General features: G+C 57.0%; 19 protein-coding genes. 13 read left to right on the plus strand and 6 right to left on the minus strand.

Translation table 11 applies throughout. From position 1 onward, the window contains the following. The 3 genes from ACEW72_RS00205 to ACEW72_RS00215 form a co-directional block, all read right to left on the minus strand. A partial coding sequence (locus tag ACEW72_RS00205; protein ID WP_373474359.1) for an error-prone DNA polymerase occupies positions 1–2,670 on the minus strand: 2,670 nt, incomplete at its 3' end. Further along, on the minus strand, positions 2,667–4,205 hold the full coding sequence (locus tag ACEW72_RS00210) for a DNA polymerase Y family protein (RefSeq protein WP_373474360.1): 1,539 nt from the start codon (positions 4,203–4,205) through the stop codon (positions 2,667–2,669). The genes ACEW72_RS00205 and ACEW72_RS00210, both read right to left, overlap by 4 nt. Beyond that, complete coding sequence (locus ACEW72_RS00215; RefSeq protein ID WP_373474361.1) at positions 4,105–4,884, minus strand: ImuA family protein; 780 nt, start codon at positions 4,882–4,884, stop codon at positions 4,105–4,107. The genes ACEW72_RS00210 and ACEW72_RS00215 overlap by 101 nt, the downstream gene beginning before the upstream one ends. A 345-nt stretch (positions 4,885–5,229) precedes the next feature. Here ACEW72_RS00215 and ACEW72_RS00220 point away from each other — a divergent pair, with 345 nt between their 5' ends. Beyond that, positions 5,230–6,693 (plus strand): phospholipase D-like domain-containing protein, encoded by a 1,464-nt coding sequence (locus ACEW72_RS00220; RefSeq protein ID WP_373474362.1) that lies wholly within the window; start codon positions 5,230–5,232, stop codon positions 6,691–6,693. A gap of 15 nt (positions 6,694–6,708) precedes the next feature. Here ACEW72_RS00220 and ACEW72_RS00225 read toward each other — a convergent pair whose 3' ends face one another. The 3 genes from ACEW72_RS00225 to ACEW72_RS00235 form a co-directional block, all read right to left on the minus strand. Then, the gene (locus tag ACEW72_RS00225; protein WP_373474363.1) at positions 6,709–7,329 is read right to left on the minus strand and encodes a hypothetical protein; all 621 of its coding nucleotides are present in this window, start codon (positions 7,327–7,329) and stop codon (positions 6,709–6,711) included. 154 nt (positions 7,330–7,483) lie between these two features. Next, the gene (locus ACEW72_RS00230; RefSeq protein WP_373474364.1) at positions 7,484–7,819 is read right to left on the minus strand and encodes a YadA-like family protein; all 336 of its coding nucleotides are present in this window, start codon (positions 7,817–7,819) and stop codon (positions 7,484–7,486) included. Positions 7,820–8,102: 283 nt separating this feature from the next. Beyond that, positions 8,103–9,194 carry a helix-turn-helix transcriptional regulator gene (locus ACEW72_RS00235; protein ID WP_373474365.1) on the minus strand — a complete coding sequence of 364 codons (1,092 nt, stop codon included), beginning with the start codon at positions 9,192–9,194 and terminating at the stop codon, positions 8,103–8,105. Between the two features lie 89 nt (positions 9,195–9,283). Between ACEW72_RS00235 and cysD the strand changes: the two genes are divergently transcribed. From cysD to flgG, 12 genes are all read left to right on the plus strand, one after another. Next, positions 9,284–10,198 (plus strand): sulfate adenylyltransferase subunit CysD, encoded by a 915-nt coding sequence (gene cysD / locus ACEW72_RS00240; protein ID WP_373474366.1) that lies wholly within the window; start codon positions 9,284–9,286, stop codon positions 10,196–10,198. Beyond that, positions 10,198–12,114, plus strand: coding sequence for a sulfate adenylyltransferase subunit CysN (cysN, locus tag ACEW72_RS00245; RefSeq protein WP_373474367.1), 1,917 nt, complete (start codon positions 10,198–10,200; stop codon positions 12,112–12,114). Before cysD ends, cysN begins: the two co-directional genes overlap by 1 nt. A gap of 8 nt (positions 12,115–12,122) precedes the next feature. Beyond that, positions 12,123–12,854 (plus strand): 3'(2'),5'-bisphosphate nucleotidase CysQ, encoded by a 732-nt coding sequence (locus ACEW72_RS00250; RefSeq protein WP_373474368.1) that lies wholly within the window; start codon positions 12,123–12,125, stop codon positions 12,852–12,854. A gap of 41 nt (positions 12,855–12,895) precedes the next feature. Continuing rightward, the gene (locus tag ACEW72_RS00255; protein WP_373474369.1) at positions 12,896–13,597 is read left to right on the plus strand and encodes a Crp/Fnr family transcriptional regulator; all 702 of its coding nucleotides are present in this window, start codon (positions 12,896–12,898) and stop codon (positions 13,595–13,597) included. A gap of 122 nt (positions 13,598–13,719) precedes the next feature. After that, positions 13,720–14,868, plus strand: a complete 1,149-nt coding sequence (locus ACEW72_RS00260; protein ID WP_373474370.1) for a homoserine O-acetyltransferase — start codon at positions 13,720–13,722, stop codon at positions 14,866–14,868. Further along, the gene (gene metW, locus ACEW72_RS00265) at positions 14,865–15,458 is read left to right on the plus strand and encodes a methionine biosynthesis protein MetW (protein WP_373474371.1); all 594 of its coding nucleotides are present in this window, start codon (positions 14,865–14,867) and stop codon (positions 15,456–15,458) included. The genes ACEW72_RS00260 and metW overlap by 4 nt, the downstream gene beginning before the upstream one ends. Before the next feature lie 228 nt (positions 15,459–15,686). Then, entirely contained in the window at positions 15,687–16,028 is a 342-nt protein-coding gene (locus tag ACEW72_RS00270; protein ID WP_373474372.1) for a flagellar basal body rod protein FlgB, read from the plus strand. Between the two features lie 2 nt (positions 16,029–16,030). After that, on the plus strand, positions 16,031–16,435 hold the full coding sequence (gene flgC, locus ACEW72_RS00275) for a flagellar basal body rod protein FlgC (RefSeq protein WP_373474373.1): 405 nt from the start codon (positions 16,031–16,033) through the stop codon (positions 16,433–16,435). 2 nt (positions 16,436–16,437) lie between these two features. Beyond that, the gene (locus tag ACEW72_RS00280; RefSeq protein WP_373474374.1) at positions 16,438–16,749 is read left to right on the plus strand and encodes a flagellar hook assembly protein FlgD; all 312 of its coding nucleotides are present in this window, start codon (positions 16,438–16,440) and stop codon (positions 16,747–16,749) included. Between the two features lie 3 nt (positions 16,750–16,752). After that, positions 16,753–17,580 carry a flagellar hook-basal body complex protein gene (locus ACEW72_RS00285; RefSeq protein ID WP_373474375.1) on the plus strand — a complete coding sequence of 276 codons (828 nt, stop codon included), beginning with the start codon at positions 16,753–16,755 and terminating at the stop codon, positions 17,578–17,580. A 97-nt stretch (positions 17,581–17,677) separates the two neighbouring features. Then, positions 17,678–18,421 (plus strand): flagellar basal body rod protein FlgF, encoded by a 744-nt coding sequence (locus ACEW72_RS00290; RefSeq protein WP_373474376.1) that lies wholly within the window; start codon positions 17,678–17,680, stop codon positions 18,419–18,421. 12 nt (positions 18,422–18,433) lie between these two features. Next, entirely contained in the window at positions 18,434–19,222 is a 789-nt protein-coding gene (gene flgG / locus ACEW72_RS00295) for a flagellar basal-body rod protein FlgG (RefSeq protein WP_373474377.1), read from the plus strand. Positions 19,223–19,280 lie beyond the last annotated feature (58 nt).

A 19,280-nucleotide genomic window follows, 5' to 3' on the forward strand; every position in this document is an offset into this window, starting at 1 on the left:
CAAGGACCGCAGCGCATCGGCATCGGCCAAAAGATGCAGGCCGCGCGACGGCAAGGACGCCTTGTGTGCGAGCTCCTCCATAGAGGTGAAGGGCCGCGCTGCAACAACCGCCTTGGCCCAATCCTGACGGAAATGGTCGACCTGCCGGAAACCCAGCCGCAAGGCGCCTTCTTCAATGCTATTGTCCCACTGGCTGAAATTGATGTCGATCGGCCGGACTTCGACCCCGTGCGCCCGTGCATCCTGCACCAACTGTGCGGGCGCATAGAAACCCATAGGCTGGGAATTGAGCAAGGCAGCCGTAAAAATGGCAGGGTGATGGCATTTCAGCCAGGACGACACATAGACCAGATGGGCAAAAGCTTGCGCATGGCTTTCGGGAAAGCCGTAGCTGCCGAAGCCTTCGATCTGCTTGTAGCAACGCTCGGCAAAATCCCGCTCATAGCCGCGGGCAACCATGCCCTCGATCATCTTTTCCTTATATTCGGGCATTGTCCCCACATTGCGGAATGTCGCCATCGCCCGCCGCAATCCGTTGGCCTCATCCGGGGTAAAGGCCGCCGCAACCATGGCGAGCTTCATGGCCTGTTCCTGAAACAGGGGCACGCCACAGGTGCGGTGAAGAATGTCGTACAGCTCTCTCGGATCATGCGGCGGGGCGGGCGCAGGGAAATCGACAGGCTCTTCCTTGTTGCGGCGGCGCAAATAGGGGTGGACCATATCCCCCTCGATAGGCCCGGGACGGACAATCGCCACCTGGATCACCAGATCATAAAACTCCTTGGGCTTCAGCCGGGGCAGCATGTTGATCTGGGCGCGGCTTTCCACTTGAAAGGTGCCGATGCTGTCGCCCTTTTGCAGCATCTGGTAAACCGCCGGATCCTCTGCCGGTATGCTGTCCAGTCGATAATTGCCCAATCCGTTTTCCCGGATGAGATCGAGGCTTTTGCGGATGCAGGACAGCATACCCAACGCCAATATATCGACCTTTAACAGGTTGAGCGCGGCAATATCGTCCTTGTCCCATTCGATGAAAGTGCGATCTTCCATGGCGCCATTATGGATGGGAACGGTTTCATCCAAACGGTTTTCGGTGAGGACAAAACCGCCGACATGTTGCGACAGATGGCGCGGGAAATCGAGCAGCTGCCCGACCAGCGCATGCAGTTGGGCAATTTGCGGATTGGCCGGATCAAAGCCTGCCTCCAATAGCCGCTCTTCAGGCAGTTCCCGCCCGAAACTGCCCCATATCGTACCCGCCAGCCGCGCCGTCACATCTTCGGTCAACCCCAGCGCCTTGCCAACCTCTCGCACCGCGCTGCGCGGCCGGTAATGGATCACGGTGGCGGCGATGGCGGCCCGGTGGCGTTTGTACCGCCGGTAGATATATTGCATAACTTCCTCGCGGCGCTCATGCTCGAAATCCACATCTATGTCGGGCGGCTCATCCCGTTCTTCCGACAGAAAGCGGGAGAAGAGCAGATTGTTGGCGACAGGATCAACCGAGGTAATACCCAACAGATAGCAGATCACTGAATTGGCGGCAGAGCCTCTTCCCTGACACAAAATGGGCGGCTCTTGCGTGCGGGCAAATTGGACGATGTCGTGCACGGTCAGAAAATAAGGCGCGTAGTTCTTCTGCCGGACAAGCTGGAATTCCTCTTTCAGCATACTGACCAGTTTGGGCGGCAACCCATCGGGATGGCGGCGCTGCGCCTCTGTCATGACCAAATGTTCCAGCCAACCCTGTGCATCCCAGCCTTCCGGCACGGGCTCATGCGGATATTCATAACCCAGCTCCGCCAGATCAAAAGAGATATGCCGCAAGAGGCGGGACGTTTCGGCTATAGCTTCGGGACAATGCGCGAAAAGATCGGCCATCTGGCCGGGCGATTTGAGATACCGCTCCGCATTGCTGTCCAGTTGGGCACCTGCCTGCGACACAGGGACGCCCAAAGATATGGCGGTCAGGACATCATGCAAGGGCCGGTTCCGGCACTCTGCATAGAGTACGTCGTTCGTGGCGAGCAGGGGAACCCCCAAACGCTGGGCCAAAAGGCGCGAGTGTTCGAACTGGCGCCTGTCGCTGCCCTGAAGATGCATAGACACCCCCAGCCAGACTCGGTCGGGCGCGTATTTTTTCAGGCGTAGCAGAATATTCTCGATCCCCTGCGGCGTTGGCTCCACCAGGCGCAACGCCTCGTTGCCATCGTGATGGTCATAAGGGACAGGCCTGCCCTGCGGCGTATTTTCCTGCGCCGTAGACACAGGTAGCAGGATGAAGAGTATATCCTGGGCATGGGCGGCCAGATCGTCAAAATAAAGGATGCAGCCCCCCTTTTTCGATCGCATATTCCCGGTTGTCAAAAGCCGGGTCAGCCGCCCCCACCCAAGACGGGTGCGGGGATAGGCGACAATATCCGGCGTCCCATCGGCAAAGACTAGCCGCGCGCCGGTTACAAGCCGGAAGCCTTTGGGCAATAAGGATTGGGCGTGGGCCGTTTTGACCGCACTCCAAGCCCGCACAACACCCGCCACGCTGTTGCGGTCGGCTATGCCAAATGCACTCATGCCAAGTGCGGCCGCCTGCTGCACCATCTCCGCCGGAGAAGACGCGCCGCGCAAAAAGGAATAATGTGTTGCAGCGACCAGCTCTGCATAAGCGTTCATGCGAACAGCCCGTGCAGATACCAGCGCGGGTCGCCCCCCTCCCCATATAGCCCATGCCGGAACAGCCAGAAACGCCGGCCTTCACTGTCCTCTACACGGTAATAATCGCGAGTTAGACCACCCCTTCCCGGTTCATGCCCCGCCGGACGCCGCCACCATTCAGCGGCGATACGTTCGGGTCCCTCCACATATTGGACCAGATGGACATGACGCCGCCATCGAAACTGGCGTGGCGGTCCATCGGGCAGGAGCGCCGTCACTTCCACAGGCTGCGGCGGGTCGAACAGACGAAAGGGCCGCGCTTGCGGTTCCTGCACCCGAGTAGTGGGCCATACAGCCGATGGCGGTCCGGCCTGCGCGGGCCGCTCAAGGGCTGCGCGTTCGGGAATATGGCTGTTGCCCGTGTGAAAATGGCGGATACGCCCCGGCCCGAGCCGCACGCTCAACCGGTCGATCAGCGCCGCATTTTCCGCCTTTGCATCCACCTTGGACTCAAGACCTGCCTGTATATGGGCCAAGCGTTCGCTGCGCGGGACTGTCATCTGGATCATGTCATAGCCAAATCCCGGGTCGAGCGGGTCGGACAGCGTATCAATCCGTTCCCCAAACAACCGGTCGAGCAAAGCCGCATCGCGGGTCGGGGTACCTGTGTCCACGGCAAGTCGCGCAACATGGCCGTCGCTGCGGAACAGACATATTTCGAACCGTCGGCCACCTTCGCCACGTTCCTGCAACAGGATGGCGCTCTGCCGTGCCAGATCGGTAATCGCCGCCAGAACATCCTGCGTGCGCGCAACAGGCTCGGCAAAATTGAGCGCCACCTGGATAACAGGCGCGGCGCGGCGCGGTGTAATGCGGGGATCCTCTTCCTCCAACAGACGCGCAAGTGTGCGGCCATAATCTTTACCGAAGCGCGCGGCAAAGGCTGCACGCGGACGCGAGGCAAGGTCGCCGATGGTTTTCAATCCGGCCCGTTGCAACGCGGCATGCACCTTTGCGTCGCAATCCAGAGCTTGCAACGGCAATGCACTTATCGTCCGCACGCCAAATCTGGCCCTGGCCCGCGCGCTGTCCGGTGTCGCACCCAAAGCAATACGTGCGGTCAGGCCATTACGCCGCAGCCGCATTTTCAGATCCCGGGCAAGGGCCGCTTCGGTGCCGCCAAATATGTGCGCGCAGCCGCTGATATCCAGAATCAAGCCCTGCGGCGGATCCAACGCACAACTGGGCGTATAGCGTTCGCATCCGTCGGCAAGCCATTCGAGCAATTGCCTGTCCGCCTGCGGATCATGGTCAAACACCGCCAGGTCAGGGACGCGCGCCCGCGCATCGGCAAGCGTCATGCCGGGCGTCATGCCCAAGCCAAGCGCAGCCGTATCGCAGGCGACAAGCCGCATGGCCCCGCGCTGCTTTTCGATCAGCGCAAAAGGAACGTCAGGCGCTTTGTCTCCGCAGCTCCGGATCAGTCGTTCCGCCGGCAGAACCGGTAGAAAGACCGCCAGATAACGGCGCGTCGTGAAAAATTCTGTCTCCATGATCCCAGGTCACTCTCGCCGCAAAAGGCGCAATACCGCCGCGGTGGCGCAGCAAGTCGATGTCGAATGTCGCAAAGCCCGGCGCGTTGCCGGGTAAAGGCCGCGACGGTGCGGACCGGACCTGCCATCGCGTGGTAGCCGCGCTAGGCATCGGGACGGCATCACCCCGCACCAGCAGCGCTAGAACCCCGGCTTCGCGTGCGGCCAGCACCAGCCGCCGTGTCGACGTCAAGTCGATCAAACGGGCATGGCCCTGCGCCTCCAATATGACGGCACCTGCGGCTTTTGAACGGATTCCATCGGCTGCGGCGCGCAAGGCATCGCGCATATCCGCCGCCTGAACCAGCAACAGGCGGGCTGGATCTGCACCCATTTGTACAAGGCCAGCCGCATAGAGCCGGCCCAAGGCTTGCCGTTCCTTGTCCCCCGAAACCCACAAGATATGCGTTTCCGCCTGGGGCAAACGCAGCGCGATGAGCAAGGCAAAAGCCGCCGCCGCAGTTCCGTCGCTTTGGTCGGCCCCAAAAAATTCATGCAAGCCATCCTGCGCGATTCCACCCTGCAGCCGCTGATCCACCAAAGACGCACCAATCGGCAGAAGCCTTTGCGGCTTCTCCGATTGATATTGCTGCCACATCCTGTTGGATGCGGGCGCAGATAGAATCGCCTTATTGTTCATGCTTTGTTCTATACTTCCTTTTTCCAGAATGTGGAGTCAGCTTTTTATCGTCAAATTAGGGTCAGGACCTATTAAAAGCGCTTGCGAGGTTTGAGGCCATTTTGCACAGGGCAAGGAAGGAAGCCGCCGGGATATAAATATATCTCAAGGCTTTCTGACGCGACCATGGGCAAAATGGGTCAAATCCTCCGGACGTCAAAATGGCTTTGATCTCGGACCAAAATACGCTAGCCGATAGAATGACTATCGATGGCGCGCATTTTGGTCCGATATCTTCGCCATTTTGACGCCTCGCAAGTGCTTTTAATAGGTCCTGACCCTAAATGCCGCTGATATAGTGACCACATGAACCCCGACATTTCCGAAAGCCCGAGCATCTGGTGCCATGCAAAGGCTACGCGGGCGCATGCTGTTGTCGATGCTGCGCCTTATTATGAAATCATCCAGGCTGCCATGATGAATGCCAAGCACCGCATCATGCTGATCGGGTGGGATTTCGATACACGCATCGATCTAAGCCGGAGCCGCCGGAAAAAGGGCGACCCGCCCAAACGGCTTGGCGATTTCATATTATGGTTGGCGGACCGGACACCGGGACTGGAAATCAAGCTGCTCAAGTGGAATTTCGGCGCGCTTAAACTGGTGACCCGTGGGTCCGCCATGGTGGATATCGCCAAATGGGCGATGCACAAACAGATCCAGTTCAAACTCGACAGTGCCCATCCTGTCGGATGCAGCCATCACCAGAAAATCGTCGTCATTGACGACAAGATGGCCGCATGCGGCGGAATCGACATGACCGCGGACCGCTGGGATACCCCCGAACATATCGACAGCGACCCACGGCGCAAGCGCCCGAACGGGAGGCTTTATGGCCCTTGGCATGACACGACCATGTTAGTGGAGGGTGAGGCCGCCGCTGCGCTAGCCGTCCTCAGCCGGGCGCGCTGGGAATTGGCAGGCGGCGACCCCATGGAACCCTGCCCTGCGGATGCCGCCTCCCCCTGGCCCGAATTTCTGGAGGCTGAATATCAATTTGTCGAAATGGGGATCGCCCGCACCCGTGCGGAATATAAAGACGCCACCGAAATCCGGGAAATCCAGCATTTGTTTCTGGAGCAAATCGCCCGCGCTAAAAAATTTATCTATGCCGAAAACCAGTATTTTGCTTCACCCAAGATCGCCGATGCTATCGCCAAGCGCATGGCGGAACCGAACCCGCCAGAGATTATCCTCGTCAACCCTGAGACCGCCGATGGGTGGCTGGAACAAAAGGCAATGGATGGCGCCCGCGTGCAGCTGCTGCGCGCCATAGGGAAGCACGACCCCAAGGATAGATTCTGCATCTATGTTCCGCATACCAAGCATGGTGAACCGATCTATGTCCATGCCAAGCTGATGATTATCGATGACGAAATCCTCCGCATCGGGTCCGCCAATATGAACAACCGCTCGCTCGGCCTGGATAGCGAGTGCGATATTTTCATCGACACCACCCGTCCCGGAAATAGCAGCGCCGCGCCAAGCATCCGGTCGCTTCGTGCTTCGCTTTTGGCGGAGCATTGCGGCCTGTCGGAAGAGAAGGTACTCGAGCTTCTGGATCAGGGAAAATCGATGCGGCAGATCATTGATGGGGTAAAAGGCAATGGCCGCACGCTTGTTCGCCTCGACATTCCCGAACTAACCGACGCCGAAAAGGCGATTGCCGAGAACGCGGCGCTCGACCCCGAAAATGCCGATCAGATGTTCGAACCTTTTGCCAGCCCCGGGCTGTTTTCCCGCGTCAAACGGTTGCGCTCACCCGGATAGGATCAGAACAGGCCGTCAACGATCCCGCTTTTTGTCGGGGGCCGGCGCGGGGCGATTTTGGCTTTGGGACACGCCCGCCACCTGTAACGGAACAATAGAAACGCCGTACAAGCGCCACTTGCCCGCCATCCACTGATAATAAAGTTCAAATTCAACCGAGGTCGGGCGGATACCAAAATAACCGCGCAGATACAGGACGTCGGGTTGGACCATCTGCGGCGGAGCGGTGTAAGTCGGGGCCACCAACAACGCATTGGAAAGATCTATAGTGCTGGTGCGTAAACCTGCAAAAATCTCCGATAGGCGTGCCGGATTATTGTTGATCTGAAACCCCGTCGCCGACAAGTCGCGCAACACAGAATAATTTCCGGACTGGTTGGCATTATCCACCGCCGCAATTGTCCCCCAAATAAGCTTGGCAAGCTCAAGCTCCCCGGGGATTGGTGCAGGTGAAAGGGTGTTTTGCGGCGAAACAGATTGGGGCAATTGCTGTTGGTTTTGGGTGATGGCGGGCGATATTATGCCGCCCAAATATAATATAGCACATCCAAAAACGACAAAAGCACGGCGCGTGACGGACGATGTCATCCGACCTGTAGGCCAGAAGAAATCATTTTCCACACCAAGTTTTCTCACCGATTCTGCTCCGTTTTTGACGCCACTGATAGGTAGTAGTACTATGAAACGCCGTTTTTCGCAACCCATTTAATCCTGTTTGTGTGCCCAAGCCTTCCAACAAAAAAGGGCGCCGGAATGATACCGGCGCCCCGTTTTTTATGGTGTGTGTTGCTTAGAATTCGGTTGCAACATGGGCGCGGACGACGGTGTCTTTGCCGCCTGAATGCGCGATACCGCCACCGAAGGAGACAGGTGCCTCCAGATTCAGACGATGGTTGAAGGACATGCTGAACGCACCTTCGCCACGGTAAAATGCGGTACCGGCAACAACCGAAGTCTTACCGGGTTCCGAAGGCATCGGAGCGGAAACCAGCGCCGATGCGGCGGCGATACCGCGACGTGCTTCACGACGGTTCAGGTTGGCAAGATCGAACAATTCCTGCTGACCGGCTTGCAAGGAAGCAAGTGCCGGACGGATCGTGGCGTCACGCCCTACGGTATTCTCCATTAATTTTCATATAGTTCCGGCGCGCGGCTTTTGGCTTGCGAAGGTGAATCGGTCGGCTAATACATAGTTTTGCTTTGTTTGTAAACATAGCTGCGCTTTTTATTGCTGCGTTTGATGCGGGGCGGGTGACGTTGCGACCCAAAGGCTAAGCGAGAGAGCAACCGTGCGTCATGGCATGGCGCATCACGGGAATGGCGGTTTTGGGCTGATAGATGGACCCTGAAACGAGTTCAGGGTGATGTGGGTGCGCGTTTTGGGACTGTCCCCTTATCGCCCCGCCGCTTTAGCTGATCGCCAATACGCTGGTCAGGATGATCCGGACCAGTTCCGCATGGCCGCGGGCGCCGGTTTTGGCGTAGATTTTCTTTGAATAATTGCGCGCGGTTTCGACGCTTAGGCCCAGCGCGTCGGCGGCTTCTGTTATGCTTGTGGCCTGCGCGAGCATCCATGCCAGCCGCGCCTCGCTTGGCAATAATCCGAACAGGTCAACCAACTGGTCGCAACGGTCGGCTTGGGATCGCCTGTCACCGCTTACATACACGATAGCCACAGGCGTCCGGTTACCGGAAATATTCTGGCTTTGGTGCGGTGTGACCAGCATTTCGACCCACGGGTCCTTGCTGAGATTAAATGCCTGGGGGCGGGTGTGGGCATCTGCAACGAACGCTTTTATCAAGGCCGTCAATGCACGGTCGATGACCGGCGACGCGGGGACGAGGCGGTCATAACGTCCGCGACGAAGAAGGCCGCCCCATTGGAAAAGCTGCTCCAGATTGTCGGTCGCATCAATGATATGGCACCCGGCATCCAGCGACAGCCAGCCCATTTTGAGCCGGTCAAACGCCTGACCCGTCACCGATGAGCGGAAGCGTTCACGCTCCAACGCGGCATGGCTGCGTAGCGCGATCTGCATATGCGGGGCGAGCGCGGTCAACAGCGCGCCGGTGACCGAACCGATATTATTGCCCCCGGAACACAGCAGCCATAAATCGAGGCCGCCAGGTTCAGTGACCCGGATCGCCCGCAATTGTTTGATGGGCGACGAATTGGCGGACAGCGCCGGTATGTCGGAACGCTTTGCCCCGGCGAGATCCAGCAGTTCGTCCTGGGCATAGACGCGGTTGGGCCGCATGGACCGGATCGGAATGGCATCGCCGATTCGACGGCTACCCTCCTCCACGATCTTTTCATCGAGGAACAGGGCGGTTCCTGCCGACAGTTCGACGATACGTTCTTCATCCGACGGCTGAAAGAGCAATTTCACGGTGTCGGAGCCGGTTTTGGCAAGTAACTTGTTAAGAAATCCGCGCCATAGGGGCGTTTCGAACATACCTTCGTAGAGCGATTGCAACAGGCGGTCATCATCGGTTTGCATGCTTTGCTTATACCCTCCCATTTGGGAGGTTCAACCAGAGAGTTGATACGGCAGGTGATTCGACGAATTGAAAGGGAGCTTGCAAAATAATGGTGCGGACTTTGACCCATTTGGAACGACTGGAAGCCGAGAGCATCCACATCATGCGCGAAGTGGTCGCCGAATCCGACCGGCCAGTGATGCTATATTCGGTCGGCAAGGACAGTGCGGTCATGTTGCATCTGGCGCGCAAGGCGTTCTACCCCTCGCCCCCACCCTTTCCCTTGCTGCATGTCGATACGACGTGGAAGTTCAAGGATATGTACAAGCTGCGCGACAAGATGGCGCAAGAAAGCGGCATGGAGCTGCTCGTGTACCAAAATCAGGAGGCAATGGACCGGGGCATCAACCCGTTCGATCACGGCCCGCTGCACACCGACATGTGGAAGACAGAGGGCCTGAAAATGGCGCTTGACCATTATGGATTTGACGCCGCCTTTGGCGGTGCGCGGCGCGACGAAGAAAAAAGCCGCGCCAAGGAACGCATTTTCTCGTTCCGCACGGCCACCCACGGTTGGGACCCGAAGAACCAGCGGCCCGAATTGTGGAACCTGTATAATGCCCGCAAAACCAAGGGTGAGAGCATCCGCATATTCCCGATCTCCAACTGGACCGAGCTGGACATCTGGCAATATATCCATCTGAACGATATCCCGATTGTCCCGCTCTATTTCAGCGCTAAGCGGCCGACCTTTGAATATCAGGGCCAATTGTTCATGGCCGACGATATTGAACGTCTGGAACGGGTTATGGGCAAGCGCCCTGAAATCACCGAACGGTCGATCCGTTTCCGGACGCTAGGCTGCTTCCCGTTGACCGGCGCGGTCGAGAGCGATGCGAAAACCTTGCCCGAAGTCATTCAGGAAATGCTGTTGACCACCACGTCCGAACGTCAGGGCCGGGTGATCGACAAGGATGGCGGCGACGCCAGTATGGAAAAGAAGAAGCAGGAAGGGTATTTCTGATGTCGGAAGCCGATACGATCTACAAGACCGACGCCCTCATCGCCGAGGATATCGATGCCTATCTGGAAACGCACCAGCATAAGAGCCTGCTGCGCTTCATTACCTGCGGCAGTGTCGACGACGGCAAGTCCACCCTGATCGGGCGGCTGCTATATGATTCCAAAATGATCTTTGAAGACCAGCTGGAAGCATTACAGGCCGACAGCAAGCGCGTGGGTACGCAGGGGCAGGAAATCGATTTTGCCCTATTGGTCGACGGCCTTGCCGCCGAACGCGAACAGGGCATTACGATCGACGTCGCCTATCGCTTTTTCGCGACGGAAAAGCGCAAGTTCATCGTTGCGGACTGCCCCGGCCATGAACAATATACGCGTAACATGATTACCGGCGCGTCCACCGCGGATCTCGCGATCCTGCTGGTCGATGCACGCAAGGGCATTATCGTCCAGACACGCCGCCATGCTTATCTCGCGCACCTTATCGGTGTGAAGAACGTTGTGCTGGCGGTTAACAAGATGGACCTGATCGGCTACGACCAGGACCGTTATAACGCCATCTGTGACGATTTCCGCGCCTTTGTGCGCGAAGCAGGCATAGCCGAGAATTACACCTGCATCCCTATTTCGGGTTTGGCAGGCGACAACATTACGTCGCGTTCGGAAAATACCTCATGGTATCAAGGTGCGACCTTGATGGAGCATCTGGAAACCGTCGAGCTCAACAATCAACAAGACCAAAGCAAGGCATTCCGCATGCCCGTGCAATGGGTGAACCGCCCCAATCTCGACTTCCGGGGTTTTTCCGGGTTGATCTCGACCGGGTCGGTCAAGCCAGGTGACGCCGTGCGCGTGCTGCCTTCGGGCAAGACATCGACTGTTACCAAAATCGTGACGCTTGATGGCGAACTGGAAGAGGCTGTCGCAGGTCAATCAGTTACGATCTGCTTTGCCGATGAAGTCGATTGTTCGCGCGGCAATGTCATTTCAGTGGCCGACAATCCACCCGAAGTATCCGACCAGTTTGAAACAACGCTCGTCTGGATGGATGATGACCCCTTGCATGTCGGGCGATCCTATTGGTTGAAACTGGGCACCCAGATTGTATCGGCAACGGTGCAGCAACCCAAATATACCGTCAATGTGAACACGATGGAGCATTTGGCCGCAAAGACGCTCGAACTGAACGCCATCGGGGTGGCCGAGATCGCCACCGACAAGCCCATCGTCTTTGAACCTTATGCCGACAGCCGTGCGCTGGGCGGGTTCATCCTGATCGACAAGATTACCAACCGCACGGTGGGTGCAGGTATGCTCCACTTCAGCTTGCGACGGGCGCAAAATGTCCATTGGCAGGCCACAGATATAGGCCGCGAGGAACATGCCAATCTGAAAAACCAGAAGGCCCGCGTGCTTTGGTTCACGGGCCTTTCGGGTTCGGGCAAATCGACCATCGCCAATGAGGTTGAAAAGCGCCTGAACCTGATGAACCGCCACACCTTCCTGTTGGATGGTGACAATGTCCGGCATGGCCTGAACAAGGATCTGGGTTTTACCGAAGCCGACCGGATTGAAAATATTCGGCGCGTCGGTGAAGTCGCAAAGCTGATGACAGACGCAGGGCTTATCGTTTTGACGGCCTTCATTTCGCCTTTCCGTGCCGAACGCGATATGATCCGCGCCATGATGCCCGAAGGCGAATTTGTCGAAATCTTCGTCGACACGCCGCTTGAGGTGGCCGAAGAACGTGACGTGAAAGGCCTGTATAAAAAGGCGCGAAGCGGTGCGTTGAAGAATTTCACTGGCATCGACAGCCCCTATGAAGCGCCGCTCAATCCTGAAATTCGCGTCAACACGGTCGAAATGACAGCGGTCGAAGCTGCCGAGCATATCGTCCGTCATCTGATGCCTTTGAAATGAGCCACGCCATGAACGACAGCGAACTTGCGGCCCATCTGGCCGATGTTGCGGGACGGTTACTTCTCGAAGTGCGGGCATCTGGCTTGCTCAGCCTGAAGGCGCTGGGCAAAGCAGGCGACCAGACCGCTAACCAGTTCCTGTGCCACGCGCTGCGCGAACAACGCCCAGATGACGGTTTGTTGTCCGAAGAGGAAAAGGACAATGCCGATCGCCTGTCCAAATCGCGCGTCTGGATCATCGATCCGGTCGACGGCACACGTGAATATGGGGAAGAACGGACCGATTGGGCGGTGCACGTGGCACTTGCCATAGACGGCGTGCCTACCATCGGCGCCGTCGCGCTTCCAGGACTTGGACTTATTTTGCGGACGGACCAGCCCCAGCCCTTGCCGCCCGCCGCGTCCAAACCGCGGATGCTTGTCAGCCGCACACGGCCTGCACCAGAAGCCGTCGCGGTTGCCGAAAAAATCGGTGCAGACCTTGTACCAATGGGCAGTGCAGGCGCGAAAGCTATGGCGGTCGTGCGCGGCGAGGCAGAGATTTATCTGCACACCGGCGGACAATATGAATGGGACAGCTGCGCGCCCGCAGCGGTTGCCGCCGCTTATGGCTTGCACATCAGCCGGGTCGACGGCAGTCCGCTGGTCTACAACCAAGCCGACGTCTATATGCCCGACTTACTCATCTGCCGTCCAGAATGGGCTGAGCCCGTTCTGGATCTGGTGCGTGGAGCAGCTTAAATCGGTTTGTCACCGATAGCGAAAGTTGCTACTCGGCATATATGAGCGATTGTACCCAATGTGTGGTCCGTAACCGGGCCATTTGTTCTAGCTTAAACCCCCAAGAACTCGCCGTGCTTGGCCAAAAAGGACGCAAACAGTCGGTGCGCCGTGGTCAAACCCTCGTTTGGGAAGGTGAAGACGCGCTGGTCGTTGCCAACGTCATAACGGGCGTATTGAAATTGAGCGTGTCGACCGCCGATGGTCGCGAACAGATTGTGGGCGTGGTGTTTCCATCCGATTTTATCGGACGGCCTTTCGGGAAAGAAAGTCCTTATAGTGTAACCGCCTTAAGCGACGCCGAAGTATGCGTTTTCCAGCGCTCGGCCTTTGACCAGTTCGCGCGCGAACATCCGGATTTACAACATAAATTGCTGCAACGCACCCTGATAGAGCTGGACGATGCACGCCAGTGGATGATGTTACTTGGCAAAAAAACCGCCGAGGAACGGATCGCAACCTTACTTATCCGCATTTCCGAAAGGTTAAGTGCCGAGGGATGTTCAGGGCCTTTGTTAAATCTGGACGAGTTTGAATTGCCGATGGATCGCCAGCAGATGGCCGACATCTTGGGCCTCACCATAGAAACCGTCAGCCGGCAATTAACGCGCATCAAGGCCAGCGGAGTTATTACATTGCCGGATCGTCGTCGCGTCGTCATCAATGACCGTGGCGCACTAAAACATCTCGCGCAGGCAGCATGAGACTCTTCTTCAGCAATATATGATGTTCGATTAACGCGGCATCTTCGTCACCCATTTACAAGGTTTTGTCCTGAACGATCTTGAATGCACAATATTCTATTGTCTGGGCTCATCCGCCTGATATGGCAAAGCCTATGCAAGGGGATGAGCGTTTCGGGTTGGATAAAAAGGTGCGTCTGCTGGGGCCGGTCAGGCTTGACAGCGGGGCCGAGTTTGCGCCGGTTGATTTTGCCTATGAAACTTATGGGTCGCTGAACGCCGATAAATCGAATGCGATACTGATTTGTCATGCGTTGACCGGCGACCAATATGTTGCATCACGGCATCCCGTAACCGGCAAGGATGGGTGGTGGACCCGGATGGTAGGTGCAGGCAAGCCGATTGATCCGGCGCGCCATTGCATCATCAGCATCAATGTCATGGGCAGTTGCATGGGATCATCTGGTCCGGCCAGCCTCGATCCATCAACAGGCGGTCCTTATGGCATGGCCTTTCCTGTGATTACCATTGCCGACATGGTGCGGGCGCAGGCGATATTGCTTGATCATCTCGACATTCCAATATTGTCGGCCGTGGTCGGAGGGTCGATGGGCGGGATGCAGGCGCTCAGTTGGGCTACATTATTCCCCGAACGTGTGCGATCGGCTGTAGTGATCGCATCTACAGCGCGGCATTCGGCCCAGAATATCGCATTTCACGAGGTCGGCCGACAGGCGATCATGGCCGATCCGCGCTGGAACAATGGCGCCTTTTACGGCCGCGAGGCTCCGGCTTCGGGACTGGCGGTTGCCCGTATGGCGGCGCATATCACCTATTTGTCCGAAGCCGGATTAACAGAGAAATTCGGCCGTCGCCTGCAAAACCGCCCCGATGGCAGCATGGGCGCGAAAAGCTTTGGCTTTGACGCAGATTTTCAGGTGGAAAGCTATTTGCGCTATCAAGGGCTGAGCTTTGTCGACCGCTTCGATGCCAATTCTTATCTCTATATCACCCGTGCGATGGACTATTTCGATTTGGCTGAACCGCATGATGGCGTGCTGGCCAAGGCTTTTGCGGCTACAAAAGCGCGGTTTTGTCTCATCAGTTTTGATAGCGACTGGCTGTACCCAACTTCGGAATCGCGCCGTATTGTCCATGCGCTAAATGCCGCAGGGGCGGCGGCAAGCTTTGTCGAACTGTCCAGCCCCTTTGGCCATGACAGCTTCCTGCTCGACGCACCTGAAATGAACCGGATTGTCGACGGGTTCTTGCGCGCAGGAGAAAATCTGTGACGCAATTGCGTTCCGATCTTGCGATAATCGCGCGCAATGTCCGCAGCGGATCACGTATCCTCGACGTTGGCTGTGGCGATGGCCAATTGATGGCGGCCCTGCGCGATCACAAGCAGGTGGATGCCCGTGGGCTGGAAATTGATCCGGTGAATGTCGCAACTGCTGTTTCGCGGGGGCTGTCGGTGGTGCAAGGCGATGCCGATAGCGACCTGGTCGATTATCCCGACGGGTGTTTCGACTATGTGATTCTGAGCCAGACATTACAGACGACCCGGCGGCCCGATTTCGTGCTTGACCATATGTTGCGGATCGGGCGGCAGGCATTTGTATCCTTCCCCAATTTCGCACAATGGCGCATTCGCATCGCCCATATGTTTGGCGGGCAGATGCCGGTAACTGAACAATTGCCCCACCGTTGGTATGACACACCCAATATCCACCACGTCACGATCGACGATTTCCGCAGTTTCCTGAAAGATCGCGATGTAGTGATCGAAGGACAATGGTTCCTATCGGGCGACCGGCCGCGCAAAAAGGCGCTCGCCAACCTGATGGCGGAACATGCAGTATTCCTGTTGCGGCAGGGATAGGCCGGCTGGCAAAGAATTTCCCACCGCTAAAGCAACCAACACCGTGCAGATTAGGGACTGGTTTGGCCCACACTACAGCCACGTCGGAATTTTGACAGTCGGACTTTTGACACTGTAAATATTATCCATAAGCATATGATAAAATATCATATAATATAATTTGGCACGGCAATTGCTATATTTCATTCGTGAGCACCTGAACCGGTGCATTAACGAAAGGAGTCGGCCATGCCGTCACTGGACAATATGTTTGGCATTCATGCCACCGCGCTCAAGCTGCGTGAACAGCGTATGGGGATGATTGCGTCCAACATCGCGAACGCTGCGACGCCCGGTTATAAGGCACGCGACATTGAATTTTCATCTGCTTTGAAAATGGCGGAGCAGGGCCAATCGCCTGAAACCGCCATCCAATATCGTATTCCGGTCCAACCATCATTGGATGGAAACACCGTTGAGCTTGCCACTGAACAAACCGCCTTTGCGGAAAACGCCCTCGCCTACCGGTCGAGCCTGTCGTTTTTGCAAGGCCGCATCGGCACGCTGACCCGTGCGCTTAAGGGAGAATGAAGATGGCCGAAAACCTATCTATATTCGACATAAGCGGACGGGCCATGGCGGCGCAGCTTGTGCGGTTGAATACCACCGCATCCAATCTTGCCAATGCAGGAACGGTTTCAGGCAGCGAAGGCACCGCCTTTCGTTCGATGAAGCCCGTGTTTCGCACCATCATGGGCGAAGCAGGCAAGGCCACCGTGCAGGTCGACCGTATCGACAATGGCACAACCGCCCCTGTCAAACGCTATCAACCCGACCACCCGCTTGCCGACAAGGAAGGCAATGTCTGGGAAGCAGCCGTCGATAGTGCGGCGGAGATGGTCGAGATGCTCGAAACATCACGCCAATATCAAAACAACGTTCAGGTGCTTGCGACCGCCAAGGGCCTGATCAGCGAAACCCTGCGGTTAGGACAATAATCATGACAAGCTTATCTGCTGTAAACTCACGGAACTTGCCAGTCCTTTCCAAGGACACGGCGCAAAAGCAATTGGGCCAGAATGACTTTCTGCGCCTTATGACCACACAATTGAAAGAACAGGATCCGTTCAACCCGGTCGATAATCAGGCCATGGTTGCCCAAATGGCCCAGTTTTCAAGTGTGGCTGGCATTTCCGAAATGAACACATCTCTGAAATCAATTGCCGAACAGATATCGGCTCAAACCGCGCTGCTGACGAATATCAAATCGTCCAGCGCAGCGGCGACCACCCCATCCAACACAGGAGTTTAACCCATGTCATTTTACACCTCATTATCTGGGCTGAAAGGCGCGCAAACCGATCTTTCGGTAATCTCGAACAACTTGGCCAACGTTGGCTCGACGGGCTTCAAAAAAAGCCGCGCCCAATTTGGTGACCTGTTCGCCAGCGCGCCGACCCAGACCACCAAGATGATTGCAGGACAAGGCACGCGCCTGAATTCGGTTGTGCAGCAATTTACCCAAGGAACGTTGGAAGCGTCCGACAAAACGCTCGATCTGGCGATTGCCGGTGAAGGCTTTTTCGTTTCGCGCGGTGATCCACCCCGGGCTGCGGTAACCTATACCCGTAACGGCGCGTTTCAGGTCAATGCGAACCGTCAGGTTGTCGATACCTTGGGTTCCACTTTGCAGCTTTTGCCTGTCGATGCGGCCGGTAATGTGACCTCTGCGACGCTTGGGGCGGCCTTTGACTTTGTTTTGCCGGCCAACTCGCCCACTGATCCAACGGTTGCCCTCGTCAACGTGTCGGTTGGCATTGATGGCCTTGTGACAGCCACTTATGCCGATGGTTCGGGCGAACTGCTGGGTAAGGTCGCAATGGCCAGCTTTACCGCGCAGGAAGGTTTGCGTCCGGTCGGCGATGCCCATTGGCAATCGACCGGCGATAGCGGCGCGCCTTCGATTGATGCCGCAACCAACGGACCTTTGGGTACAATCCGCTCGGGTGCACTGGAACGCGCCAATGTCGACGTGACCGAAGAACTGGTCGCATTGATTTCGGCCCAGCGCAACTTTCAGGCCAATGCCAAAGCAATCGAAACCGCGTCGAACATGACGCAGACGATTGTCCAGATCAACTAATCATGATGGCCAATAACCTTCTGCCTGTCTGCATAACGAAGCCTATTCGGGGTGCAGACAGGACCCGGAAATTGGCCGCCAGAACCGGAGCTTTGGCATGGACCGTCTGATATATACCAGCCTGACCGCAATGCGTGGCTCCATGGCCCGGCAAACTGCCATTGCCAACAACCTTGCCAACGCCAACACACCGGGTTTCAAGGCCGATCTGGCCGAGGCACAATCGCTTTGGCTAGACGGTCAAAGGCTCGACACCCGCGCCTTTGCTTCGGAAGAGGTCTTGGCTGCGAATATGGACGCCGGTACCGTCGTTTCCACAGGCCGCGATCTCGATATTGCGATGTCCGGCGATTCCATGCTGGCGGTGCAAGCTGAAAATGGCGAAATCGGATACACCAAACGGGGCGATTTATTGCTTTCGGCCAGTGGCCTTTTAACGACGGGCGATGGTCGGCCGGTTCAAGGCAGCCAGGGCCCTGTAACCATTCCCCCTGCGGACAGTATCAATATCGACGAACAGGGAAATGTCTGGATCGTGCCGCAAGGCGGCGATGCCAGCCAACCGCAACAAGTCGATAAATTGCAGATCGCCAGCCCGGCTGGTTCCGATATTGCCAAAGGTCTGGATGGCCTGTTCCGCGTCAAAGGCGGCGGCGTATTACCCGACGACCCCGACGCCCGCGTCACCACGCGCAGCCTGGAAAGCTCAAATGTCAGCGCAACCGAAGCGCTCGTCAAGATGATCGAAGCCAGCCGGTCGTGGGACACGCAACTCAAATTACTGGGCGACGCGCGCGATATGGATGCTGCGACCGCCGATCTTATGTCAATGCCTCAATAAGGAATATAGACCATGTCAAACGGAGCCCTTCATGTCGCCCGCACCGGGTTAGATGCCCAGAATATGCGGATGCAAGTCATCGCCAACAATCTGGCCAACGTAAACACTGTCGGTTTCAAACGCGATCGGGCAAGCTTTGAAACGCTTGCTTATCAGGCGATGACTGTAGCCGGCTCGGCGTCTTCGGCGGAAAATAAATATGCTATCGGCCTGAATCTGGGCACCGGAGTTCAGGTGAACGGCACCGCCCGCATCGATACGCAAGGCACGCTGACCACCACCGGCAACGGCATGGATGTCGCCATCGAAGGCGCAGGCTATTTCCAGGTGCAGATGCCTGATGGCCGCATCGGCTATACCCGCGCAGGCGACTTCAGCCTGTCGGCCGAAGGGACATTGGTGACCCCGGACGGAATGCCTGTGCAGCCACAGATCCAGATACCAGACGGCACAACCGCCGTATCGATTGGTGCCGATGGAACAGTTTCCGCACAGGTCGCCGGTCAAGCAACTGTTACTGAAGTCGGCCGCATCGAAACCGCCCGCTTCGCCAATTCGGCTGGCCTGCAATCCATCGGCAACAACCTTCTGGTCGAAACCCCGGCGTCAGGCGCGCCCCAGGTGGGGGCCGCTGGCGAAGAAGGGCGCGGATCGTTGCGTTCCGGCGCGCTTGAAGCAAGCAATGTCAACGTCGTCGAAGAATTGGTCGATATGATCGAAACCCAGCGTGCTTACGAGGTCAACAGCAAGATGATCCAGTCCACCGATGAAATGATGCGTAATGCCACACAAAACCTCTAAGCCCACGCGTGCCGCAAAATCTAGGGTCGGTTATCATGGCAGGGTCGCACTTGTCATA

The sequence above is a fragment of the Sphingorhabdus sp. genome (genome assembly GCF_041737645.1).
Taxonomy (GTDB): domain Bacteria; phylum Pseudomonadota; class Alphaproteobacteria; order Sphingomonadales; family Sphingomonadaceae; genus Sphingorhabdus_B.